At 72.9% G+C, this 23,113-nt stretch carries 17 protein-coding genes; 8 read left to right on the top strand and 9 right to left on the bottom strand.

The window, feature by feature from the left end:
• Nucleotides 1-20: 20 nt before the first annotated feature.
• Entirely contained in the window at nt 21-725 is a 705-nt protein-coding gene (locus AC07DF_RS06975; protein WP_478967707.1) for a response regulator, read from the bottom strand.
• Nucleotides 722-2,359 carry a sensor histidine kinase gene (locus AC07DF_RS06970; protein WP_478967705.1) on the bottom strand — a complete coding sequence of 546 codons (1,638 nt, stop codon included), beginning with the start codon at nt 2,357-2,359 and terminating at the stop codon, nt 722-724. Before AC07DF_RS06970 ends, AC07DF_RS06975 begins: the two co-directional genes overlap by 4 nt.
• Nucleotides 2,360-2,456: 97 nt before the next feature.
• Here AC07DF_RS06970 and AC07DF_RS06965 point away from each other — a divergent pair, with 97 nt between their 5' ends.
• Nucleotides 2,457-3,437 carry a Bug family tripartite tricarboxylate transporter substrate binding protein gene (locus tag AC07DF_RS06965; protein ID WP_478967703.1) on the top strand — a complete coding sequence of 327 codons (981 nt, stop codon included), beginning with the start codon at nt 2,457-2,459 and terminating at the stop codon, nt 3,435-3,437.
• Between the two features lie 2 nt (nt 3,438-3,439).
• Here the strand turns inward: AC07DF_RS06965 and AC07DF_RS06960 are convergent, their stop codons facing one another.
• Both AC07DF_RS06960 and AC07DF_RS06955 read right to left on the bottom strand, forming a co-directional pair.
• Nucleotides 3,440-3,946 (bottom strand): hypothetical protein, encoded by a 507-nt coding sequence (locus AC07DF_RS06960; protein ID WP_478967702.1) that lies wholly within the window; start codon nt 3,944-3,946, stop codon nt 3,440-3,442.
• An 84-nt stretch (nt 3,947-4,030) separates the two neighbouring features.
• The gene (locus AC07DF_RS06955; RefSeq protein WP_478969427.1) at nt 4,031-5,911 is read right to left on the bottom strand and encodes an ABC transporter ATP-binding protein; all 1,881 of its coding nucleotides are present in this window, start codon (nt 5,909-5,911) and stop codon (nt 4,031-4,033) included.
• 309 nt (nt 5,912-6,220) lie between these two features.
• On the opposite strand from AC07DF_RS06955, the gene AC07DF_RS06950 reads away from it, so the two are divergent.
• Together AC07DF_RS06950 and AC07DF_RS06945 are read left to right on the top strand one after the other, a co-directional pair.
• Nucleotides 6,221-7,120, top strand: a complete 900-nt coding sequence (locus tag AC07DF_RS06950) for a lysylphosphatidylglycerol synthase transmembrane domain-containing protein (RefSeq protein WP_478969425.1) — start codon at nt 6,221-6,223, stop codon at nt 7,118-7,120.
• Between the two features lie 303 nt (nt 7,121-7,423).
• On the top strand, nt 7,424-8,521 hold the full coding sequence (locus tag AC07DF_RS06945; RefSeq protein WP_478967700.1) for a mechanosensitive ion channel family protein: 1,098 nt from the start codon (nt 7,424-7,426) through the stop codon (nt 8,519-8,521).
• Between the two features lie 4 nt (nt 8,522-8,525).
• On the opposite strand, the gene AC07DF_RS06940 is transcribed toward AC07DF_RS06945, so the two are convergent.
• Nucleotides 8,526-10,085, bottom strand: a complete 1,560-nt coding sequence (locus tag AC07DF_RS06940) for a M1 family metallopeptidase (RefSeq protein WP_478967698.1) — start codon at nt 10,083-10,085, stop codon at nt 8,526-8,528.
• A gap of 187 nt (nt 10,086-10,272) precedes the next feature.
• Between AC07DF_RS06940 and AC07DF_RS06935 the strand changes: the two genes are divergently transcribed.
• The 3 genes from AC07DF_RS06935 to AC07DF_RS06925 all read left to right on the top strand — a co-directional run bounded on the left by AC07DF_RS06935 (nt 10,273) and on the right by AC07DF_RS06925 (nt 14,690).
• Complete coding sequence (locus tag AC07DF_RS06935; protein ID WP_478967696.1) at nt 10,273-12,492, top strand: NADP-dependent isocitrate dehydrogenase; 2,220 nt, start codon at nt 10,273-10,275, stop codon at nt 12,490-12,492.
• A gap of 118 nt (nt 12,493-12,610) precedes the next feature.
• Entirely contained in the window at nt 12,611-13,399 is a 789-nt protein-coding gene (locus tag AC07DF_RS06930; RefSeq protein ID WP_478967694.1) for an N-formylglutamate amidohydrolase, read from the top strand.
• 67 nt (nt 13,400-13,466) lie between these two features.
• A complete protein-coding gene (locus tag AC07DF_RS06925; protein ID WP_478967692.1) occupies nt 13,467-14,690 on the top strand; it encodes a cytochrome P450 in 1,224 nt (407 codons plus the stop codon).
• 22 nt (nt 14,691-14,712) lie between these two features.
• Here AC07DF_RS06925 and AC07DF_RS06920 read toward each other — a convergent pair whose 3' ends face one another.
• The 3 genes from AC07DF_RS06920 to AC07DF_RS06910 all read right to left on the bottom strand — a co-directional run bounded on the left by AC07DF_RS06920 (nt 14,713) and on the right by AC07DF_RS06910 (nt 17,302).
• Nucleotides 14,713-15,201, bottom strand: coding sequence for a hypothetical protein (locus tag AC07DF_RS06920; protein WP_478969423.1), 489 nt, complete (start codon nt 15,199-15,201; stop codon nt 14,713-14,715).
• Nucleotides 15,202-15,233: 32 nt separating this feature from the next.
• A complete protein-coding gene (locus tag AC07DF_RS06915) occupies nt 15,234-15,809 on the bottom strand; it encodes an RNA polymerase sigma factor (RefSeq protein ID WP_478967690.1) in 576 nt (191 codons plus the stop codon).
• Nucleotides 15,810-15,871: 62 nt separating this feature from the next.
• Nucleotides 15,872-17,302: a S8/S53 family peptidase gene (locus AC07DF_RS06910; protein WP_478967688.1), complete on the bottom strand. Its 1,431-nt coding sequence runs from the start codon at nt 17,300-17,302 to the stop codon at nt 15,872-15,874.
• Nucleotides 17,303-17,491: 189 nt separating this feature from the next.
• Between AC07DF_RS06910 and AC07DF_RS06905 the strand changes: the two genes are divergently transcribed.
• Nucleotides 17,492-20,059 carry a CHAT domain-containing protein gene (locus tag AC07DF_RS06905; RefSeq protein ID WP_478969421.1) on the top strand — a complete coding sequence of 856 codons (2,568 nt, stop codon included), beginning with the start codon at nt 17,492-17,494 and terminating at the stop codon, nt 20,057-20,059.
• Between the two features lie 80 nt (nt 20,060-20,139).
• Here AC07DF_RS06905 and AC07DF_RS06900 read toward each other — a convergent pair whose 3' ends face one another.
• On the bottom strand, nt 20,140-21,885 hold the full coding sequence (locus tag AC07DF_RS06900; RefSeq protein WP_478967687.1) for a LuxR family transcriptional regulator AbsR2: 1,746 nt from the start codon (nt 21,883-21,885) through the stop codon (nt 20,140-20,142).
• Nucleotides 21,886-21,980: 95 nt separating this feature from the next.
• Here AC07DF_RS06900 and absR1 point away from each other — a divergent pair, with 95 nt between their 5' ends.
• A complete protein-coding gene (gene absR1 / locus AC07DF_RS06895; RefSeq protein WP_478967685.1) occupies nt 21,981-23,066 on the top strand; it encodes a beta-glucuronidase AbsR1 in 1,086 nt (361 codons plus the stop codon).
• Nucleotides 23,067-23,113 lie beyond the last annotated feature (47 nt).

Here is a 23,113-nt window from a genome sequence, read left to right as displayed (position 1 = left end):
GCTCGTGTCGCGGCATCAGGTCACAACCGGCGGCCGTAACGGCGTTCCGGCCGCCCCGCAGCGCCGTACCGCAACGTCACCTCCGCGCTGCCCGTGCTGTGGAAGTACTCCAGGTAGCGGCGGGCGCTGACACGGGAGAGGCCGGTCAGGGTCGCGCATTCGGTCGCGGAGAGGGTGCCGGACGTCGCGCGGAGGGCGCGTTCGACCAGTTCGGCGGTCTCCACGCTCATGCCCTTGGGCAGGGTAGGGGCGGGGGCGGGGACGATCGCGCCGGCCAGGACGCGGTCCACGTCGGCCTGGCCCCGTACGACCGTCGTCAGCAGGCGGCCCCGCTGGGCGGCGTAGCGTTCCAGGCGGGGGCGCAGGTCCTCGAAGTCGAAGGGTTTGAGGAGGTAGTCGACGACGCCTCGGCGGACGGCGCCGCGGACCGTGTCCGCCTCCTGCGCGGCGCTGATGACCATGACGTCGCAGTCGCGGCCCGCGGTGCGCAGCCGGGGGATGACCTCGAGGCCGAAGAGGTCGGGGAGGTACAGGTCGAGGAGGACGAGGTCGGGTCGCAGTTCGTCCACGGCCTCGATCGCCTGCCTGCCCGTGTGGGCCACGCCGACGACACGGAACGGCTGGACGCGTTCGACGAAGGTGCGGTGGACACGGGCCACCATGAAGTCGTCGTCGACCACGAGGACGTCGATCGTGCCCGGCGTGTCGCGCGCTCGGGAGGTCATGGGGCCGCTCCTTCCGCCACCGTGCCGGTGAGCCGGCCGACGGTCATGCGTGCGGTGAACACCGCTCCGTCGGGGGTGTTGGCCACCGAGATCTCTCCCCCGTGCCGTTCGCAGACCAGCTTGGTCAGGGCCAGTCCGATGCCGCGCTCGCCCTCGCGCGCGGCCTTGGTGGTGAAGCCGTGGGAGAACACCTCGCGGGCCAGTTCCGGAGCCACGCCGGGGCCGGAGTCGCGTACCACGATCTCCACGCTGGAGGCGTCCTGGCGCAGCGCCACCTCGACCCACCGCTGCCCGTCGGGCGCGGCGGCGTCGACGGCGTTGTCGACCAGGTTGCCCACCACGGTCGCCACGTCGGCGGCGTCCTCCGGGGCCAGCCGGTCCAGCGCGGTGTCGTCGGAGATCCGCAGGCTGACCTTCCGTTCGGCCGCGAGGGACGCCTTCGCCATCAGCAGTGCCGCCACCGCCGTGTCCCGGACGCGGCGGCTGAGGGTGACGTCCAGGGACTGACGGCGCTGGTTCAACGCGCGGATGTAGCGCACGACTTCTTCCTGCTCGCCGATCTGGATCAGCCCGGAGATGGTGTGCAGCTGGTTGGCGAACTCGTGCGCCTGCGCGCGCAGCAGCTCCGAGGAGCTGCGGAAGGAGCCGATCTCCCGCTCCAGCCGGGCCAGTTCGGTGCGGTCGCGCAGGGTGGTGACGGAGCCGAGCAGCCGGCCGTCCTTGGCGACGGTCATCCGGTTCATCACCAGGACCCGGCCGTGGCGGACGACGACCTCGTCCCGTCTGTCGGCCGCGGCGGTCACGGTTCCGGCCAGCACGTCGCGCAGCCGCCCGTCGATGCCCAGGCCGTCCAGGCTCTGGCCCACGCAGTCCTCGGGCAGTTCGAGCAGGCGGCGGCCCATGTCGTTGACGAGAGTGAGGCGGTGCTGCGGGTCCAGGGCGATCACACCCTCGGCGATCCCGTAGAGCATCGCCTCCCGGTGCTCGGCGAGCCCGGCGATCTCCCGTGGTTCCAGCCCGAGGGTCTGCCGTTTCACGCGTCGCGCGAGCAGCCAGGAGCCGGCCACGCCGAGCCCGCTGGCGATGCCCAGATAGGCGAGCAGGTACGAGGAGGCGCCGCTGAGCCGCTGCCACACCGTCGGATCGGCCTCGCCGATCATCACCGTGCCGAGGATCCGGCCGAGGTTCTCCTCGGTCGCCCCGAGGACGGGGACCTGGGCGGCCAGCTCGCGGTTGCCGTCCAGAGTCAGCTGTCCCTCCCAGCCACGCTCCCGGGTGGTGCCCGGCCCGAGCGGCAGCCGCTCGCCGACGACGGTGGGGTTCGTGGAACTGACGATCCGGCCGGAGGCGTCGGCCACTGTCACCGAGGTCACCCCGGACTGTGCCTGGGTGGAGTGCACCAGTGGGGCGAGCGTCTCCCCCGGTGCGGGACGCACCAGCTGGCTGCGCACCAGGGGGTTGGCGGCCAGCTGTTCGGCCAGCGCGCTCACCCGGCGTCCCTCGACCCGGGTGAAGGTGGCCTGCGACTGGGCGAGGGAGACCGCGGCGACCGCCAGCAGCACCACCACGACGATGGCGAGCTGGAGCACCAGCATCTCGCCCGCGAGCGAATGGCGACGAAAGGTGGCGACCACAACGAACTCAATCTTCTCTGCCGACACAAGCGGGGTGGCTCAGGTGCCGAGTCGGACAATCATGACGCCCACCAGCGGAAATCGAAAGGGAGGCGTCATGAGAGGCCCGGCGCGCGCCTTACCCGGCACTCTCGCCGTCCTGGCGCTGCTGGTGGTCTGCGCATGCGGGGCGGGGCGGGGCGGCGGCGACGCCGCGAACCTTCGGCTCATGGTGCCCAACACGCCCGGCGGCGGCTACGACACCACAGCCCGTACCGCGGCCCGGGTGCTGGAGGAGACCGGGATCGCCCCGGGTGTGCAGGTGTTCAACCTGCCGGGTGCCGGTGGCACGGTGGGGCTGCAGCGCGTCGTCGACGAGAAGGGCAACGGCGAGCTGGCGCTGCAGATGGGCCTCGGAGTGGTGGGCTCGTCACACGCGGCGGGCTCGCGGGTGTCCGTCACCGACACCACCCCGATCGCCCGCCTGATCGAGGAGGCCGGCGCGGTCGTCGTCCGCGAGGACTCGCCGTACCGCACGATCGGTGACCTGGTGGACGCCTGGCGCGAAACCCCCGGGCGGCTCAGGGTGGGCGGCGGCTCCTCCGCCGGCGGCCCCGACCATCTGCTGCCGATGGAACTGGCCCGGGCGGTCGGCATCGACCCGCGGAGGGTCGCGTACGTCCCCTATGACGGCGGCGGTGATTTGCTGCCCGCGCTGCTCGACGGCAGGGTCGACGTCGCCACCAGTGGGGTCGGCGAGTTCCTCGACCAGATACGCGGCGGCCGGCTGCGGGTCCTCGCCGTCACCGGTGAGCGTCCGGTCGGTGTGCTGCCCGGTGTGCCGACCCTGAGGTCCGCCGGGATCGGCCTGGTCTTCGACAACTGGCGGGGCATCGTGGCCCCGCCCGGCATCAGCGACACCGAGCGGCGGCGCTGGGTGGACGCGCTGACCGAGCTGCACGGCTCCCGCCGGTGGCGGGCGGAACTCCGCCGGCACGGCTGGACCGACGTGTTCGCCACCGGCCGGACCTTCGAGACCTTCCTGGCCCGGCAGGACGCACAGGTCGCCGGACTCGTCCGCCGCCTGGTGCCCGAGTGACGTCAGGAGGGGTTCGCGGAGGGGCCTATGCCCTGCAACTCCTGGACCGTGCCGCCGAGTTTGGCGCGCAGGGACTCGTACATGCCGGGCTTGGCGCTGACCACCCAGCGCATTCCGACGAGGTACTTGCCCCCGTACACACGGGCCGACTCCAGCCAGGTCTCCTTGAGCTTCTCCTCGGGGAAGGTGGTGATGAGGAAGTCGCCCTTCTTGGTGTGGCACACACCCTCGCGCAGCTCGTCCGCCTCGGTGCGGATCTTCGCCTTGCAGCCGGCCAGCCCGGCGATGACCTCCACCTTCGCCGGCGCGACGACACCGGCGGCGGGAGCGGCCGCCCCGCTGGGCGTCGCCGCCTTGCGGCTGCCGGCCGGCTTCTTGTCGTCACCGCCGCCGCAGGCGGTGACCAGGGGAAGTGCGACCAGGACGCCCACCGCCGCGGCGATGCGCAGCCGTTGGGCGCGGGACGGGGTCCGGCGGTTGGATGGTGCGTGCGGTTGCTGCTGGGACACGTCGCCTCTCCGGATGGGCGCTGTTCTGCCCTGGCGGGCAGGCCTGAGTACTCGCAGGAGGTACGGATGCGCGCCCGGCGCCGTTCACACGCTTTCGGCGACTTTGGGCTCCGTCTCGCTGAACTGGGTGCGGTACAGCTCCGCGTACCGTGCGCCCGCCGCGAGCAGTTCCTCGTGCGTGCCCCGTTCCACGATCCGGCCGGCCTCGACGACCAGGATCTGGTCCGCCGACCGGACCGTGGACAGCCGGTGGGCGATGACGACCGCCGTCCGGCCTTCGAGGGCTTCGGTGAGGGCCTCCTGCACGGTGGCCTCGGAGGTGTTGTCGAGATGGGCGGTGGCCTCGTCGAGGATGACGACGCGCTGACGGGCCAGCAGCAGCCGGGCGATGGTCATGCGCTGGCGTTCGCCGCCGGAGAGCCGGTAGCCGCGTTCGCCGATCACGGTGTCGAGGCCGTCGGGCAGGGACCGTACGAGGTCGTCGAGGCGGGCCCGGCGCAGGGCGTCCCACACCTCTTCCTCCGTGGCCGCGGGGCGGGCCAGCAGGAGGTTGGCGCGGACGGTGTCGTGGAAGAGGTGCCCGTCCTGGGTGACCATGCCGAGGGTCTCGCGCAGGGCCTGGGCGCTCAGGTCTCGGACGTCGACGCCGCCGACGCGCACGGCGCCCTCGTCGGCGTCGTACAGGCGGGGCAGCAGTTGCGCGACGGTCGACTTGCCGGCGCCGGAGGAGCCGACGAGCGCCACGGTCTGTCCCGGTTCGGCGCGGAAGGAGATGCCGTGCAGGACCTCGTCGCCGCCCCGCCGGTCCAGGGTCGCGACCTCCTCCAGGGAGGCCAGGGAGACCTTGTCGGCGGCGGGGTAGCCGAAGCGGACCTTCTCGAACTCGACCGCCACGGGCCCGTCGGGCACCCCGCGCGCGTCCGGCTTCTCCTCGATGAGCGGCCGGAGGTCGAGCACCTCGAAGACCCGCTCGAAGCTGACCAGCGCGCTCATCACCTCGACGCGGGCCCCGGCCAGCGCGGTCAGCGGCGCGTACAGCCGGGTCAGGAGCAGCGCCAGCGAGACGACCGCGCCCGGTTCCAGGGCGCCGCGCAGGGCGAACCAGCCGCCGAGGCCGTAGACCAGGGCCAGGGCGAGGGCGGAGACCAGGGTGAGGGCGGTGATGAAGGCGGCCTGGGCCGTGGCCGTCCGGACCCCGATGTCCGCGACGCGGCGGGCGCGTTCGGCGAACTCCCGCGATTCCTCCTCGGGCCTGCCGAAGAGCTTCACCAAAGTGGCGCCCGGTGCGGAGAAGCGCTCGGTCATACGGGTGCCCATCGCCGCGTTGAGCGTCGCCGCCTCCCGCTGCATCCGGGCCATCCGGCTGCCCATGCGCCGGGCCGGGATCACGAACACCGGCAGCAGCACCAGCGCCAGCAGGGTGATCTGCCAGGACAGGGTCAGCATCACGGCGAGGGTGAGCACCAGTGTGACGAGGTTGCTGACCACGCCCGACAGGGTGTTGCTGAAGGCGCGCTGGGCGCCGATGACGTCGTTGTTGAGCCGTGAGACGAGGGCGCCCGTACGAGTGCGTGTGAAGAACGCCACCGGCATCCGCTGCACATGGTCGAAGACGGCGGTCCGCAGATCGAGGATGAGGTGCTCGCCGAGCGTCGCCGACAGCCTCCGGCCGAGGATGCCGAGCGTCGCCTCCGCCACCGCGATCAGCGCGATGAGCAGGGCCAGGCGTACGACTCTGCCCTCGTCACCGGCCGAGACGATCACGTCGACGACGCTCCCGGCCAGGACGGGGGTGGCCACGGCGAGCAGGGCGGTCCCGACGCCGAGCAGGACGAAGAGGGCGATGCGGCGCCGGTGCGGGCGGGCGAACGCGCCGATGCGGCGCAGGGTCGCCAGGGCGAAGGGGCGGCGTTCCTCCTCGGCGTTCATGACGCTGTGCAGCTGTGTCCACGCTGTGGTCTCCATGCTCATGGCACCGAACGTAGAACCTCAAGCAATCTTGAGGTCAAGGCGCTCGCGTATCGGCCCCGACATCCCGCACAATCAGCCCGATCCCCCTCTTCCCGTCCCCCGTCCGCTCCCCGCGCGAAGGCCCCTATGACGATCTCCTCCGAGCCGCTCCCCGTACGCAATCCGCAGGCCCCGCTTCCGCAACCCGCCGTTGGCACGGCATGGGAAGCCTCTGCGGATGTGACAGCGGTACAACTCCCCGAAATCCGCCCGGGACGACTCCCCCGTCGCGTCCCTGTCCGCCGCCTGCGTCAGATCCTGTGTCTGCTTCCGCTCCTGCTCGTCACCGTGGTCGCGGTCCAGCACCGGTCGGTGCTGGCCGAGGGCTTCGCGCACCTGGGCACCGCCGAGTGGCCGTGGCTGCTGGCCGCGGTCGGCGCGACCTGTCTGACCTGGGTCGCGGCCGCCTGCACCCGGCAGGGCGCGGTCGTCGAACCGCTGCCCAAACGGCGGCTCCTCGCGACCCAGTTCGCGGCGGGCGCGGCCAACCACCTGCTGCCGACCGGGCTCGGCGCGAGCGCGGTCAATCTGCGGTTCATGACGGTGTGCGGGCTGCCGCTCGCCCGCTCCTCCGCCGCCCTCGCGCTGTATCTGCTGGCGGAGAGCATCGGCCGGGTGGCCCTGCTGGGCGCCCTGTTCCTCGCGTTCCCTGACGCGTTGCGGCTGAGCACGCTGGTCCCGGAGACGGCGTTCGGTCCGCTGCTGGCCGGTGCCGGCGTGGTGCTCGTGGTCGCGGCGGCCGTGGTCGCCCTCGTCCGGCGGGTGCGCTCGGCCCTGGTCTCCTTCCTGCGTACGGCACTCGGCGAGGCGCGCTCGGTGCACACCCGCCCGGCCCGGGCCCTGGCCCTGTGGGGCGGGTCCTTCACCTTCCCGGCGCTGCAGGCCTCCGTGCTGGTGCTGGTGGGGCAGTCGCTCGGTCTCGACGTGCCGCCCGCGCACATGGCGGTGGCCTACCTGGCGGCCACGGTCGCCGTCGCCCTGGTGCCCACCCCGGGCGGGATCGGCTCGGTGGAGGCGGCGCTGGTCGTGGCGCTGGTGGCGGCGGGCGGCCCGGCCGCGGTGGCCACGGCCGTGGTCCTGGCCTTCCGGGTCATCACCGTCTGGCTGCCGCTGCTGCCGGGCGCGGTGACACTGGGGGCACTGGTGCGGCTGAAGGTGATCTGACCCGGGCAGCGTGCCGACTCCGTCACGCGGAAGGGACTTCACCTTGCGGCGCGGATGTGCGCGAGGCGGATCCGGCGCACGCGACGGTACGTCATGTGCAGTAACTCACCCCCCGCTCACCCCTGTCTCCGGTACGAAGCCCCGTACGGGATGCGGCAGGATGAACGATTGCGCCGACCCCGGGTCAGGGTGGTCGGGCGCGACCGGACTTCCCCGAAAACGAGCAGGTGACTACGTGACGAGACTTCACATCCGGCCGTCGACGACGGCGTTCGGCGCTGTTCCTGACCCCGGAGGTGACCGGTGAACCGGGCGCTCACAGTGGATGACCTGGTCTTCGCGGGCATCGCCCTGGCCTCGGGCCTGCTGGCCGCCTTCGCGCTGCGCATCCTGCTGCGCTGGCTGGGCGGGCACGCCGACCGCACCCGCTGGAGCGGGGACGACGTCATCGTGCACGCGCTGCGGGCCGTGGTGCCGTGGGCCGCGGTCGTGGGCGGCGCCGCGGGCGCGGCGGCGGTACTGCCGCTGACCCGGACGGTGCAGCACCACACCAACCAGGTGCTGACCGTGCTGCTCATCTTCGTCGCGACGGTGTCGGCGGCCCGGGTGGTGGCCGGCCTGGTGCGCACGGTCACCCAGTCCCGCTCCGGGGTCGCCGGATCGGCCACGATCTTCGTCAACATCACCCGGATCCTGGTCCTGGCGATCGGCTTCCTGGTGGTGCTCCAGACCCTGGGCATCTCCATAGCCCCGCTGCTCACGGCCCTGGGCGTCGGCGGTCTGGCGGTCGCGCTGGCGCTTCAGGACACGCTCGCCAACCTCTTCGCGGGCATCCACATCCTCGCCTCCAAGACCGTCCAGCCCGGTGACTACATCAAGCTCAGCAGCGGCGAGGAAGGCTACGTCGAGGACATCAACTGGCGGCAGACGACGATCCGCAACCTGTCCAACAACCTCATCGTGCTCCCCAACGGTCAGCTCGCGCAGGCGAACATGACCAACTTCATGCGCCCCGAGGAGCAGCTGACCATCCTGGTGCAGGTCGGGGTGGCCTACGACAGCGACCTTGAGCACGTCGAGCGCGTGACCAACGAGGTCATCGCGGAGACGATGACCGAGGTGGACGGCGCTGTGCCGGACCACGAGCCCATCATCCGGTTCCACACCTTCGGCGACTCCCGCATCGGTTTCACCGTCATCCTGGGCGTCGGCGAGTTCAGCGACCAGTACCGGATCAAGCACGAGTTCATCAAGCGCCTGCACAAGCGCTACCGCGCGGAGGGCATCCGTATCCCCGCCCCGGCCCGCACGGTGGCGCTCCAGCAGGGCGCGGCCGTCATCCCGCAGCAGCGGACCGGCGAGTTCGAGCCGGACGGCATGACGTCCGCCCGGCTCGACTAGGGCGCTACAGGGTCGCCGAGTTGTCGTGGTGCCCGCTGTCCCTCCGGTTTCGCGGAGCCGCGAGGGACGGCTTCACCGGCGTCACGGTCCAGTCCGGGTGGCCCGGCATCCTGGGCGTCTTCGTCCCGTACAGCCAGTCCCGAAGGAAGCCCGTGAGGTCCTGTCCTGAGACCTCCGAGGCGACCGCGATGTAGTCCTCCGTGGACGCCGAGGCGTCGCGGTAGCGCTCCAGGAAGGTGCGCTCGACGGCGCTGAAGGCCGCCTCGCCGATTCTCTGCCGCAGCGCGTACAGGACGAGCACGCCGCCGAGGTAGCGCTGGCCGTCGAACAGGTTGATGGCGTTGGGCGCCGCGACCGGCCCGGAGGTGTGGCGCCACTGGTCGCCGAGGGCGTAGGTGTCCTTCATCCGGGCTTCCATGGTGGTCATGCCCTTGGAGTCGGGCCAGCCGCGCTCGTAGCGGTACAGCAGCCCGTAGAAGTCGGCGTGGCCTTCGTTCAGCCACAGGTCCGCCCAGGTGGCGGGGCTGACGCTGTTGCCGAAGTAGGAGTGGACCAGCTCGTGCATCATGTGCGAGCCGATCTTGCTCTCCTCCTGGAGGAGGTAGTTCGGCTTGTAGATCGTGAGGGTCTGCGTCTCCAGGCCGGTGAAGTCGAAGGCGTTCGGGTCGTCCGAGTTGCAGGGGAGCAGGCCGTACGTCTCGAAGGGGTACGCCCCGAGCCGCTGCTCGACCCATTCCACCAGGGCCGGGGTGAGCGCCAGGGCGGGTTCCAGGGCGGCGGCGCGGGCGGTGGGGACGACGTCCCGCAGCGGCAGGCCGTGCGGGCCCTGCCGGTCCTTGATCACATAGTCGCCGACGGTGATCTGCACCACCTCCGTGGCGATCGGCGAGCGGGAGCGGTACGTGTACGCGGTCCGGTCGCCTGCCAGTCGCTCGGTACGCACCAGGCTGCCGCTGGCGACGCCCCGCAGCCCGGCGGGCACGGTGAGGCGGAACGTGAAGTCGGCCTTGTCGGAGGGGTGGTCGTTGCAGGGGAAGACGGTGTGCGCCAGGTCCGGCTGGCAGCACACCGCGAATCCGTCCGGGGTGGCCACCCAGCCGCCGGCGGGCGGCGGGGTCCGGCGCGGGTCGGCGCCGTAGGCCACGCACACGGTGACCCGGGCCTTCGCCGGGAGCTGACGGGCGGGGGTGATCCGCAGCTTCTCGGCCACCTGCTCGAAGGCGGCCGTGCGGCCGCCGACCCGGACGGAGCGGATGTCCAGGCCGCGCGCGTCCAGGGAGAAGCGGCTCAGGGCCTGGGTGGTGCGGATCGTCAGGGTCGCGGTGGCCTCGACGAGCTTGGTGGTGGCGTCGTAGGCGAAGTCGAGGTGGTAGGCCGAGACGCGGTAGCCGTCATTGCCGAGGGCGGGGAAGACGGGGTCGCCGAGGGTCTCGGGGCCCGGGGAGGCGTCCGTGCGCGTGGTCCCCCGTGGTGTGGCCGCCTGGGCCGGGACCCCCGTGGTCAGAGCCGCCGCCGTGCCGATCAGGGCGGCCGCCGGGGCCGTCACTCTGGTGCGATATCTCATGGTCCGCTTTCGCTCGGACGGCCGGGTGGTCAGGTCCGGCCGTGGCTTGGAGTGAGTGATCTCTCTCCATGACAAAGGAGCGGGCCGATCGGTTGCCCGAAACTGGCGGCGGACCCCTGTCGAGACGAGGCCGGTCACGAGATATCTTGATGTCGAGCAATGTTGCAGACGTGGAGCGGAGCACCCGGTGACTGACTCGACCATCATCTATACGCACACTGACGAGGCCCCCGCCCTGGCGACGTATTCCTTCCTGCCGGTGGTCCGGGCGTACGCCTCGCAGGCGGGTGTCGCCGTGGAGACCCGCGACATCTCGCTGGCCGGGCGCATCATCGCCGTGTTCCCGGAGTACCTCACCGAGGACCAGCGCATCCCGGACGCCCTCGCGGAGCTCGGCGAGCTGGCCAAGACGCCCGCCGCCAACATCATCAAGCTGCCGAACATCTCGGCGTCCATCCCGCAGCTCAAGGCCGCGATCGCCGAGCTGCAGAGCCAGGGCTACGCCCTGCCGGACTACCCGGACGACCCGAAGACCGACGAGGAGCGCGAGATCGGCGCCCGCTACGACAAGGTCAAGGGCTCCGCCGTGAACCCGGTCCTGCGTGAGGGCAACTCCGACCGGCGCGCCCCCGCCTCGGTGAAGAACTACGCCAAGTCCCACCCGCACCGCATGGGCGCCTGGACCCCCGAGTCCAAGACCAATGTGGCGACCATGGGCCAGAACGACTTCCGCTCCACCGAGAAGTCCGTGGTGATCGCCGAGGACGGCGCGCTGCGCATCGAGCTCGTCGGCGACGACGGCTCCACCACGGTGCTGCGCGAGTCCGTACCCGTGCTGGCCGGTGAGGTCGTCGACGCCTCCGTGATGCGCGTCGCCGCGCTGCGCGAGTTCCTGACCGCGCAGGTCGCCGAGGCCAAGGCCCAGGGCGTGCTGTTCTCGGTGCACCTGAAGGCGACGATGATGAAGGTCTCCGACCCCATCGTCTTCGGCCACGTGGTGCGCGCCTTCTTCCCGAAGACGTTCGCGCAGTACGGCGACAAGCTCGCGGCGGCCGGCCTCACCCCGAACGACGGTCTGGGCGGCATCTGGAAGGGCCTCGACTCCCTGCCGGAGGGTGCCGAGATCAAGGCCTCCTTCGACGCCGAGCTCGCCGAGGGCCCGGAGCTGGCGATGGTCGACTCCGACAAGGGCATCACGAACCTGCACGTCCCCTCGGACGTCATCGTCGACGCCTCCATGCCGGCCATGATCCGCACCTCCGGCCACATGTGGGGCCCCGACGGCCAGGAGCACGACACCCTGGCGGTCCTGCCGGACTCCTCCTACGCGGGCGTCTACCAGGCCGTGATCGACGACTGCCGGGCCAACGGCGCCTACGACCCGTCCACCATGGGCTCGGTGCCGAACGTCGGCCTGATGGCGCAGAAGGCCGAGGAGTACGGCAGCCACGACAAGACCTTCGAGGTCCCCACCACGGGCACCGTCCGCCTGGTCGACGGCAACGGCACCGCGCTGATCGAGCAGGCCGTCTCGGCCGGTGACATCTTCCGCGCCTGCCAGACCAAGGACGCGCCGATCCGCGACTGGGTGAAGCTGGCCGTCACCCGCGCCCGCGCCACCGGCGACCCGGCGGTGTTCTGGCTGGACGAGACCCGCGCGCACGACGCCAACCTGATCGCCAAGGTCAACGCCTATCTCGCGGAGCACGACACCGAGGGCCTGGACATCCGGATCCTCAACCCGGTCGAGGCGACGAAGCTGTCGGTGGAGCGCATCCGCCGCGGCGAGAACACCATCTCGGTGACGGGCAACGTCCTGCGTGACTACCTGACCGACCTGTTCCCGATCCTGGAGCTGGGCACCAGCGCCAAGATGCTGTCGGTCGTCCCGCTGATGGCGGGCGGCGGCCTGTTCGAGACGGGTGCGGGCGGCTCGGCGCCGAAGCACGTGCAGCAGCTGGTCAAGGAGAACTACCTGCGCTGGGACTCGCTGGGTGAGTTCTTCGCCCTGGTGCCGTCCTTCGAGCAGCTCGCGAAGGTGGCGGGCAACGCCCGCGCCCAGGTCCTGGCCGACACGCTCGACCGCGCCACGGCGACCTTCCTCAACGAGGACAAGTCCCCGACCCGGCGCGTCGGCGGCATCGACAACCGCGGCAGCCACTTCTACCTGTCCCTGTACTGGGCGCAGGAGCTGGCCAAGCAGACCGACGACGCGGACCTGGCGAAGGCCTTCGCCCCGCTCGCCGAGACGCTCACGGCCAACGAGCAGAAGATCGTCGACGAGCTGATCGCCGCCCAGGGCAAGCCGGTCGAGATCGGCGGCTACTACCAGCCCGACCCGGCGAAGGCCGCGCAGGCCATGCGCCCGTCCACCACGTGGAACGAGGCCCTGGCGTCCCTGAGCTGACGCCCGGTCCCGCGTAGAGGCACCGACTCCGCCCCGGCCGGCATGCTGCCCGGCCGGGGCGGAGTCCTGCGTGGGTGATCTTGCCGCACGTCACTGGCCACACCCCCGGAGCCGCCCCATGACCGACGCCCCGCCCTCCTTCGAGCTGCCGGCCGGGGCCGGTCGCTCCCCCGTGATCCTGCATGTCCCGCACTCCGCACGGGAGATACCGGACGACGTGCGCGCCGGCATCCTGCTCGGCGACGAGGAGCTGGAGCGGGAGCTCGACCACATCACCGACGCGCACACGGCGGACATCGCCGAGGGTGCGGCCGGGCTCGCGGAGGTGACGCCCTGGCGGTTCGTCAACCGGCTGTCGCGGCTGGTCGTCGACCCCGAGCGGTTTCCGGACGAACGGGAGGAGATGCGGGCCGTCGGTATGGGCGCGGTGTACACGCGGACCACGCACGGCGCTGTGCTGCGGCCCGAGGGCATCGATCCCGAGCCGCTCGTGGAGCGGTACTTCAGGCCGTACGCGCGGGCGATGACACAGGCCGTGGCGGACCGGCTGGCGGCCACCGGGGGGGCCGTGATCATCGACGTGCACTCCTACCCGAGCCGCAGGCTGCCGTACGAACTGCACGGGGACGGGCCCCGGCCGGCCGTGTGCCTCGGCACCGACCCGTTCCACACGTCGCCGGGCCTGCTGGACGCCGCCCGGGAGGCGTTCGGGGAGACCGGGCTCGACAGCCCGTTCAGCGGGACCTATGTCCCCCTGGAGTTCTACGGGAAGCGGCCCGAGGTCGGCGCGCTCATGGTGGAGATCCGCCGCGACATCTACATGACCGAGCCGGGCGGTCCCGCCGGGGCCGGACTGGAGCGGCTGGCCGGCGCGCTGGCCCGTCTCGTCGACGCCGTGTCCCGCTGAACGCCGGACGCCACCGGCTGGAGCACTCCCGCGCGACAAGCGGCGGGGGCCCGACGAGGGTGGGTGCATGACGGAGGAGACCACCACGCTGACCGGCCAGGCACCGCCCCCGGTACGGGACTGGCCCGCCCTCGACCTGGACGGGACGGAGTTCGACCCCGTCCTCGCGGAGCTGATGCGCGAGGGGCCGCTGACCCGGATCCGGCTGCCGTTCGGCGAGGGATGGGCGTGGCTGGCCACCCGCCACGACGACGTGAAGCTGATCACCAACGATCCGCGGTTCAGCCGCGCCGAGGTGACCGGACGGCAAGTGACGCGGATGGCACCGCACTTCAAGCCGCGGCCCGGTTCACTGGCCTTCGCCGACCAGCCCGACCACAACCGGCTGCGCAAGGCGGTCGCCGGGGCCTTCACCGTCAGCGCGATGAAGCGGCTGCGGCCCCGCGCGCAGGAGATGCTGGACGAACTGGTGGAAGGGGTCGTACGGGACGGGCCGCCGGCCGAGCTGATCGAGCGGGTGCTCGAGCCGTTCCCGATCGCCCTGGTCAGCGAGGTCATGGGCGTGCCCGCTACCGACCGGGAACGGGTGCACACCTGGACCCGGCAGATCATCTCCACCTCGGGCGGGGCCGAGGCCGCCGACCGGGCCAAGAACAGCCTGTACGGATGGATCACGGAGACGATCCGCTCCCGCGCTGACAGCGCCGGCGAGGACGTGTACTCCCTGCTCGGCGCCGCCGTGGCGCGTGGCGACCTCAGTGCGACGGAGGCCGTCGGCCTCGCCGGTCCGCTGCAGATCGGCGGCGAGGCCGTCACCCACAACTGCGGGCAGATGCTGTGCCTGCTGCTCACCCGGCCCGAGTTGCGGCAGTGGTGGCAGGAGCGGCCCGATGCCCGCGACGCGCTGCTGGACGAGTTGCTGCGCTGGATCCCGCACCGCAGCTCCGTGGGCCTGGCGCGGATCGCCCTGGAGGACGTCGACCTGCACGGACACCGCATCCGCGCGGGCGACCCGGTGTACGTCTCCTACCTCGCCGCCAACCGCGACCCGGACGTCTTCCCCGAGCCGGACCGGATCGACCCCGGCCGCGCCCCCAACCCGCACCTGGCCCTCGGCAACGGACCGCACCACTGCACCGGCGCCGTCCTGGCCCGCCTCCAGACCGAGTTGCTGCTCGGCACGCTGCTGGACCGGCTCCCGGGCCTGCGCCTTGCGGTCCCGCCCGACCAGGTCGAGTGGCGGCGCAGGACCATGATCCGGGGTCCGCGGACGCTGCCGTGCACCTGGTGACCCGGGTCCCCCGGCCCAGGGTCTAGGCCCGCAGCCACTCCGTCACCACCACGTCCCCGCCGGTGCGCAGCCGCAGCGCGAACGGGCCGGAGAGCGGTGCGTCGCCGGTGAAGCGGCCCAGGTCGTCGGCGATGAGCGGGGCGCCGGGGCGCGGGCCGCCCAGGACCTCGACCCGGGCCGGCTGCGGTGGCAGCACCTGTCCCAGCAGTCCCTGCGGGGTCACCTCGACGTCGACGGTCACCTCGCCCGCCCGGAAGGTCAGCATCCGGGGCGCGTCGGTGACGCCCCGGACCGGGAGGGCGTCGACCAGCGAGTCGAAGGTCAGCTCGGCGATCCGGGCGTCGAGGTCGTGCAGCGCGTAGGCGTCGACGGCGATCTGCTGGAGCTCCGCGGGCACCGGGTCCAGGACGGCGACGGCCTGCCGCAGCTCCTCCTCCAGCAGCCCGGCGTCGAACTCCTCATCACCCCAGTCCTCTTCGCCGAACAGCTCGTCGGCGTTCATGCCGTTCATGCCGTTCATGCCGTTCATGCCGTTCGTGTCGCTCATATCGCCCCCCGAGCCTCGAGCCGGGCCCGCAGACGCCGCAGACAGCGCTGGCGCAGCGGCCCGATGCTGCCCACCGCGATACCGAGCGCGGCGGACACGTCCTGATAGCTGGGCGGCGGCGTGGCCATCAGCACGCGCAGCAACTGCCTGCACCGCTCGCCCAGTTCCTCGAACTCCTGCCACAGCCGCCGTACGCGTTCGCTCTGGGCGGCGGCCTCCTCGGAGTCGAGCAGCGACTGTTCCGGCGTGCCCTCCTCGCTGACCCGGTCCAGGAGCTGTGGATCGTCCGTCAGGGTCAGCCGTTGCGAACTCCGGATGACCTTGAGGCACTCGTTGCGCGCCGTGCTCGCCAGCCAGGCGCCCGCCTTGCCGGGTTCGCGGATCCGCCCGAGGTGCTGGGCGAAGCGGAACCACGCGGTCTGGTACACCTCGTGGGCGTCCGCGTCGGAGAGCCGGTGGGCCCGCACCACGGACCAGACCAGCGGGCTCAGCCCCTCCACGAGCGCCTTCCAGGCCGCCGCGTCGCCGTCGGCGGCTGCCTGGACGAGCGCGTCGGCATCAGTACGGTCCACAGCAGCCCCACCCCTCGAGTACGGCAGGTCATGGTACGCCGTGGAGGAGGCGGCTTCGGCCCTCACGAGCCGGGGACCAGGCGCACGACCGGGACCGGGCGCCAGGTGGGCGGACGCAGCGCGGGAACGTGCGCCCCGCGCACTTCGGCGAGCCCGGTGTTGGCGGCGAGCAGTTGCCGCAGGGCCGCGCGCGGGTCGGTCTCCTTGTGTGCCGTCATATGGGCGGCGACCATGCCCGCGGTCACGGGGGTGGCGAAGGAGGTGCCGCTCCACTGCGCGTACCCCTCGAACATCACCTGGTCCGGCTTCGCGGCGGCGTTCTCGTCGCTCAGCACTCCGGTGTGGCGGGGGTGGCGGCAGGTGCAGCCGTAGCGGAAGCCGTAGCGGCAGGAGTCGTACGTGGAGTGCTGGTACACGTACGGGACGGGTGTCTCGAAGCCGGTGAGGGGGCTGGTGAGGCGCTCGCCGGGGGCGTAGACCCGTACCCAAGGGCCGTGGTTGGTGAAGCAGGCGCCGAACTCGCCGTCGCTGCGCAGGGCGCCGACCGAGAGCACGGAGTCCTCCCAGCCCGGCAGGTCGGCGTAGGCGGCGGGCCAGAACGGCGTGGCGCTGCCGTTGTTGCCCGCGGCGGCGACCAGCAGGGTGCGCTGCTCGCGCAGTTCCCGCATGAAGTTCTCCACGCCGAGCAGACCGTCGGTGCGGCCGTTGGAGGTGCCGGCGGAGAGGCTGAGGACATCGGGCCAGCCGCCGGCGTCGACGGCCTCGAAGAGCTTGTCGCCGAACTCCGACTCCAGGATGGCGCCCGCGTCGTTGAGGCTGCCGCGCACGGTGATGTCGGTGTTGGGCGCGACGGCGGCGACGAGCCCGGCGATGAACGTGCCGTGGCCGACGTACTGCTGGAGGATGCCCCGGTCGTCGCACTCCTGGACCTGGGCGTCGCCGCCGGTGTGGGACAGCAGGCCGCAGGAGCGGTAGTCGTTCATCAGCCCGGTGTCGACGACGAGGACGCCGACGGCGGTGTCCGGGTCGTACGCCGTGTCGGCGGGCGCCGGGTTGAGCGGCTCGCTGAGCGGGACGGGGACCGGTTCGTCGCCGGGGCAGGCGTTGACCGCGATGTGGACGACGTGGTTGCGGGCGGCCATGCGGTGCCCGGCGCGGACCTCCCGTTCGCGTACGGAGCGCAGCGCCTGAGCGACGGCGCGGTCGGCTTCCCGGCCGCCCTCACCGGGGTCGCCGACCCGGATCCGGGTGATGCCGCTGCGGTTGGTCCGCGGGCCGGCCCGGCGGACCTGGTCCTGGTCGAGGTCGGGTGCCGCGGTGAAGTGCGCCCGTACGGTGTCCTCGACGATGCCGGCCTCCTCACCGTCGCGGACGAGGACGACGCCCTTCTCGTACATGAACTCCCCCGCGTCGTCCGGGCCCATCGCGAGGGGGACCTCCGGCATGGAGCGCTGGATCTGGTCGAACTGCTCGTGGAATCGCTGAGGTGCCATGGCGGGTCCTCCCACTGGGCGACGGCGTCGGTCGGTGCGGCGGAGCGGTCGTCGGTACGCGCCGATCCTCCTCGACATGAGCCGCGGGGCGGTCATTTGATACAGCGCCGAACCTGTGGGGTGTGGTCGGGGCCCACTACCATCCGAGGAGTGACAGCGGCAGACGACTCGGTGGCGGCACTGCTGCCGATGGTGTTCGCCGATCCGGGCGAGGCTCTCGCGAGGGCCCGGGCGCTGCTCGACGCCGATCCCGACCCGCTGCACGCCTCCGTCGCCCATCAGGTGATCGGCATCTGGCAGCGGGACTTCGGCGATCTGCGGCTCGCGCTGAACCATCTGCGGCGTGCCCGGGACTTCGCGGCGCGCGCGGACTCGGCCGACCGGGAGGCGGACGTGCTGGCCACGCTGGGCGTGGCGCTGGTGCACGCGGGCCGCACCCGTGCGGGCCTGGCGGCGTTCGAGCGGGGGGTCGCGCGGGGCGGCGGGCTCACGAGGGCGCGGGTGCTGTACCGGCGGGCGTACGTGTGGTGGGTGCTCGGCCGGCATCGCGAGGCGCTGGAGGACGTACGCCGGGCGGTTCCGGTGCTGCGGCAGGCGGAGGACGTGATCTGGACGGCCCGGGCGCTGACCCTGCGGGCTACCGTGCATCTGGCGCTGGGGGCGGTGGAACGGGCCGAGGCGGACTTCACCGCGGCCGAGGCGCTGTGGGACACCACCGGCCAGGAGCACGACAAGGCCGACGCGGTGGAGAGCCGGGGGCTCGCCGCGTTCCGGTCCGGTGACGTGCCGGTGGCACTGCGGCTGCTCGACGAGGCGGAGGAGCGGTACGCCCGGCTCGGCACGCCGACGTTCATGCTGAACATCCGGCGCTGCGAGGTGCTGATGGCGGCTGGGCTCGCTCCCGAGGCGCTGGCCGAGGCGGACGCGGCGATCAGGAAGCTCGACGGGATCGGCGGGCAGTCCACGCGCAAGGCGGAGCTGCTGCTGGCCGCCGCGCGGGCCGCCCGGCTGGCCGGGGATCCGCACACCGCGATCGCCCGTGCCGCTCTCGCGGTGCGGCTGTTCGCCGGGCAGCGGCGCACCTGGTGGGAGACGCACGCCCGGCTGGTGCTGATCGAGGCGCGGCACGCGGCCGGGCGCGGTTCGGGCCGGCTGGTCGCCGACGCGGCCGCGGTGGCGGAGAAGCTGGCCTCGTTCGGGGCGCCGGCCGCGCCGGAGGCGTCGCTGCTGGCGGGCCGGATCGCGCTGGGCCTGGGCTGGACGGCGGACGCGGAGCGGCATCTGGCCGTCGCCGCCCGCAGCAGGCGGGGCGGTCCGCCGCTGGCGCGGATGACGGGCTGGGCGGCGCAGGCGCTGCGGGCGCGGGCGGCCGGGTCGGCCCGGGGTGTGCTGGAGGCCTGCCGGCGGGGTCTGGACGTGCTGGACGACCACCGGATGACGCTGGGCGCCTCGGAGCTCAGGGCGCGCGCCACCGAGCAGGGCGCTGAGCTGGCCGCGCTCGCCCAGCGGGCCAGTCTGGTCTCGGGCGGGCCGCGGCGGCTGCTGGTGTGGAGCGAGCGCTGGCGTGCCACCGTGCTGTCCACGGCGCCGACCCGGCCGCCCGCCGATCCGGAACTGCTCAGCGGCATGACCGCGTTCCGCGAGATCGCCTCCCGTGCGGAGGCCGCCCGGATGGAAGGCCGGCCGGTGCCGGCGCTGGAGCGTGAACAGCGCCGCCTGGAGCGGGAGATCCGCTCCCGGACCCTGCACATGCGGGGTGAGGCGCCCGGGGGCGGGGACCGCTTCGACGTCGGCCGGCTGCTGGAGCGGCTGGGTGACGAGGTACGGCTGGTGGAACTCGCCGTGCTCGACGGGCGGGTGCAGGTGCTGCTGTGCGGGCAGGGGCGGGTGCGCAGGTTCGAGGCCGGACTGCTGGCCGAGGCGGTGACGGAGGCGGAGCACGTGCAGGCCGGGCTGCGGCGGCTGGCGCATCCCGGGGCCGAGGCGCGCCTTCCGGTGGTGGAGGCGGCCGGACGGCGGCTGGAGGAGTTGCTGCTCGGCCCGGCGGCGGCGCTGCTGGGCGGCGGCCCGGTGGTGGTCGTGCCGCCGGGGCGGCTGCACCGGGTGCCGTGGGCGCTGCTGCCGTCGCTGCGGGAGCGGGTGCTCAGCGTGTCGCCGTCGGCGGGCAGTTGGCTGCGTGCCGGGGAGACCGCGCCGCCGCCGGACGGCCGCCATGTGCTGGTACGCGGACCGGGCCTGGCGACCGGCGGCGCCGAGGTGCCCGAGCTGGCCGGCCGGTACGGCTGCGCGACGGTCCTGGAGGACGGCGAGGCGCGGGTGCCGCGCGTGCTGGAGGAGCTGGACGGGGCGGCGCTGGCGCATATCGCCGCGCACGGTACGTTCCGCGCGGACAGCCCGCTGTTCTCCTCCCTGCGGATGGCCGACGGGCCGATCGTCGTGCACGACTTCGAGCGTCTGGCCCGCAGCCCGTACCGGATCATCCTGTCCTGCTGCGACACCGCCCGCCTCGCGTCCGTCGGCGCCGACGAACTGCTCGGCCTGGTCACCGCGTTGCTGCCGCTGGGCACGGCCGGGGTGGTGGCGTGCAGCGCGCCCGTCAACGACGCCGCCGTGGTGCCGCTGATGCTGGCGCTGCACAAGGGCCTCGACGCCGGCCTGTCCCTGGCGGAGGCGCTGCGTGACGCCCGGGCCGCCCTGCCGGGCGACGCGCTGCACCAGGCCACGGGGTGGGCGTTCTCGGCGTTCGGGGCGGCCTGAGGGGCGCCGCGAACGACGGGCTTGAGTGGCGGCCTGACCCGTCCCCTGTGCGGGTCAGGCCGCCGGTCTCGGGGTGCGGCTCAGGCCGGCTGCGCCTCCGGCTCTTCGGTCAGCCACGGCAGGGAGCCGCGGTCGCTCGCGCCGAGCCGTGTGTAGGCGCTGTACAGGTGGTTGCCGACGGTGCGGATCGACAGGGTGAGGCGTTCCGCGATCTGCCGGTTGCTCAGGCCCGCCGCCGCGAGGGTGACGATCTGCCGCTGCCGGGCGGTGAGTTCGCCGAGGACCAGCCCGGACAGCGCCGGCGTGCGGGCACCCTGGCAGCGCCGGGCCAGGGCCACGGCCCGGGTGCGGGAGTGCCGGGCGGCACGGGGATCGCGGTGTGTCCCCACGGCCTGGGCGTGCGCCTCGGCGGCGAACAGCGTGAAGCCGCGCCGCTCCAGTTCCTCGGCGACCTCGTCCAGGGCCGGGCCGTCGGCGCGGGTGAGCGCGTCGGCGTGCCGGGCGAACACGCCGGAGAGTTGGTCGATGACCTTCTCGGGGGCACCGAGGCGGACGGCGTCGTAGGGGTCGGCGAGGTTCGCGAGGGCGGTGTCGAGGTCACCCCCGATGTCGACCGGAGGTTCGCCCGACAAGGCGGAGGCACGGTCGAGTTCGTCCCGGCACGACGCGTCCGAGGGTGTGCCGCGCAGCCCCTCCCTGGCCCAGGCCGCCGCCTCCCGCAACTCCCCGCGCAGCCGGGCGAACCGGGCGCGCACGGCGGCGTATCCGCACGGCAGCGCGGAGCCCTCGGCGACCAGCCACTCCCCCACCGGCGTGGGCAGCGGCCGTACGTCGTCCCGGTCGATCCGGTGCGCCAGCGCGGCCGACTCGGCGTCGAGGGCAGCGGTGTACACGTCCGGTGTCCGGGTCAGCCGGCGCGCCCGCAGCCGGCCGGCCGCGGCCCTGAGCACCGGGCCGTGCAGGGGGTGGGCGAGGCGGACGGTGCCCGCGTCGTCGACGCGGATCAGGCCGTCGGACTCCAGGATCTCCAGGGCCCCGAGGTCCGCGTCAGCCGGACGCAGCGGCAGGGGTTCGGCGAAGGCGAGGCGGTCCAGGGTCTCGCGTTCGCGAGGGCAGGTGCGGCCGAGGACGCGGGCGGTGCGCTCACGCACTGCCGGGGTCAGCGGCACCGGGCCACGCCAGGCGCGTTCCTCGGTGCCCGGGACCTGGGTGAGCCGCCCCCGCACCGCGCCCAGCAGGTCGCGCAGCAGCCGCAGATCGCCCTGGCTCAGGCGGTGCAGCCGGTCGGTGGTGAGCGGGTCGAGGGGGCCGGCGCCGGCCGTGAGGAGCCGCGCGATCTCCTCCTGGGCCGGCGGCTCCAGGGTGAGGCGCGGCAGGAGCTCCCCGGTCCACAGCCGGGAGATCGCGCCGGGCACCGGCGTGCCGTCCGTGGCGACGACCAGCAGACGGGTGCGGCCGTGCACGGCGAGTTGGTGGACCAGGGCGGCGGAGGCGTCGTCGAGGAGGTGCGCGTCGTCCACGACCAGCGTACGGACGCCGGCCAGGAGCTGGACCGCGCGGTGCAGGGTGACCGTCTCGGGCAGCAGATGGGCGAACGCGGCGAAGGGAAGGGCGCGGCTCTCGGGCGTACCGGCCGCCCGGGCGCAGTCGGTGCCGCGGACCGCCTCGGTGACGAGGCGGGTCTTGCCGCAGCCCGCCGGGCCCGTCACCACGATGCCGCGGCGTGAGCCGGTCAGGGACCTGCGGACCAGCTCCAGTTCGTCCTCCCGCCCGGCGAACGGCCAGGGCAGCTCCAGGGGCGTCGCGTCCCGCTCGTAAGTCGTCACACAGACATGAGCGCGGCTACTCACTTCTGATACAGGGCGACTTGAGTAGCCCCCGACTCAGGCGCCCGGTACGGCCCGCGGGGCAGGCTGTGGCCATGACCGCACGCTACTGCTCGCTGGCTCAGGCGCCGGCGCCCGCCTTCGCACCGGGGCTGGCGGCCGAGCGGCTGAGCGCGCTCGTGAGCGGGCGGCGGATGTGGGTCAACGGCACCGTTGTGCACTACTGGTTCTTCGACGGCGACAACGACGCGTCCGTCATCCCCGTGCCGGGGACGGGGATGACGCGGCGCGTGTCGTGGGCCGGCGCCGAGGAGCAGCGGGACGTCGTGCGTGAATGCTTCCGGGAGTGGCAGGGCCTCGGCACCGGGATCTCGTTCGCCGAGGTCGACGACCGCTCGGAGGCCGAACTGCGCATCGGGTTCCAGCTCGGCGACGGCTCCTGGTCGGCCGTGGGCCGTGACGCGCTCCAGGCGGGCCGGCACGAGCGCACCATGAACTTCGGCTGGGACCTGACCGCGCCCGGGGAGCGCGGGACGGCCCTGCACGAGATCGGGCACGCGCTCGGCATGCTGCACGAGCACCAGAGCCCGTTCGCCGGCATCCACTGGGACGACGAGGCGGTGTACGCCGAACTGGCGGGCCCGCCCCACCACTGGAGCCGGGAGAAGACGCACTACAACATTCTGCGCAAGCTCGACCCGGACGAGGTCAACGGCTCCGTCTGGGACCCGCAGTCGATCATGGAGTATCCGTTCGCGTCGGGGCTGGTCCTGGAGCCGGAGCAGTACCGCGCGGGTCTGAACCCGCCCGGCACCCTGTCCGCCGCGGACAAGGAGTTCGTGCTCCGCTGGTATCCGCCGGCGGATCCTGAGGGACCGTCCGAACTGGTGCCGTTCCGCTCGGCACCGCTCGGTCTCGGCCCGGGCGAACAGGCCGACTTCGTCGTCGACCCGCCGGAGACCCGCACCTACACGCTGGGCACCTTCGGCGACAGCGACGCCGTCGTCGTGGTCTTCGAGGAGCGGGACGGGGAGCCCCGTTACCTCGCCGGGCAGGACGACGGAGGGACCGCACGCAACGCCACGATCAGCGCCCGGCTCGTCAAGGGCCGCCGCTACCACGTCCGCGTACGCCTGTACTCCGCCTGGGGTTCCGGCGAGACGGCGGTGATGTGCTGGTGACAGCACAGGCCCGCCGCGCGGACACCTGAGCCACAGTCCGGCACCGG

The sequence above is a fragment of the Streptomyces sp. NPDC044719 genome, assembly GCF_056433405.1.
Note: the sequence above shows the minus strand (reverse complement) of the source record. Positions and strands in the feature narration are given on the sequence as shown.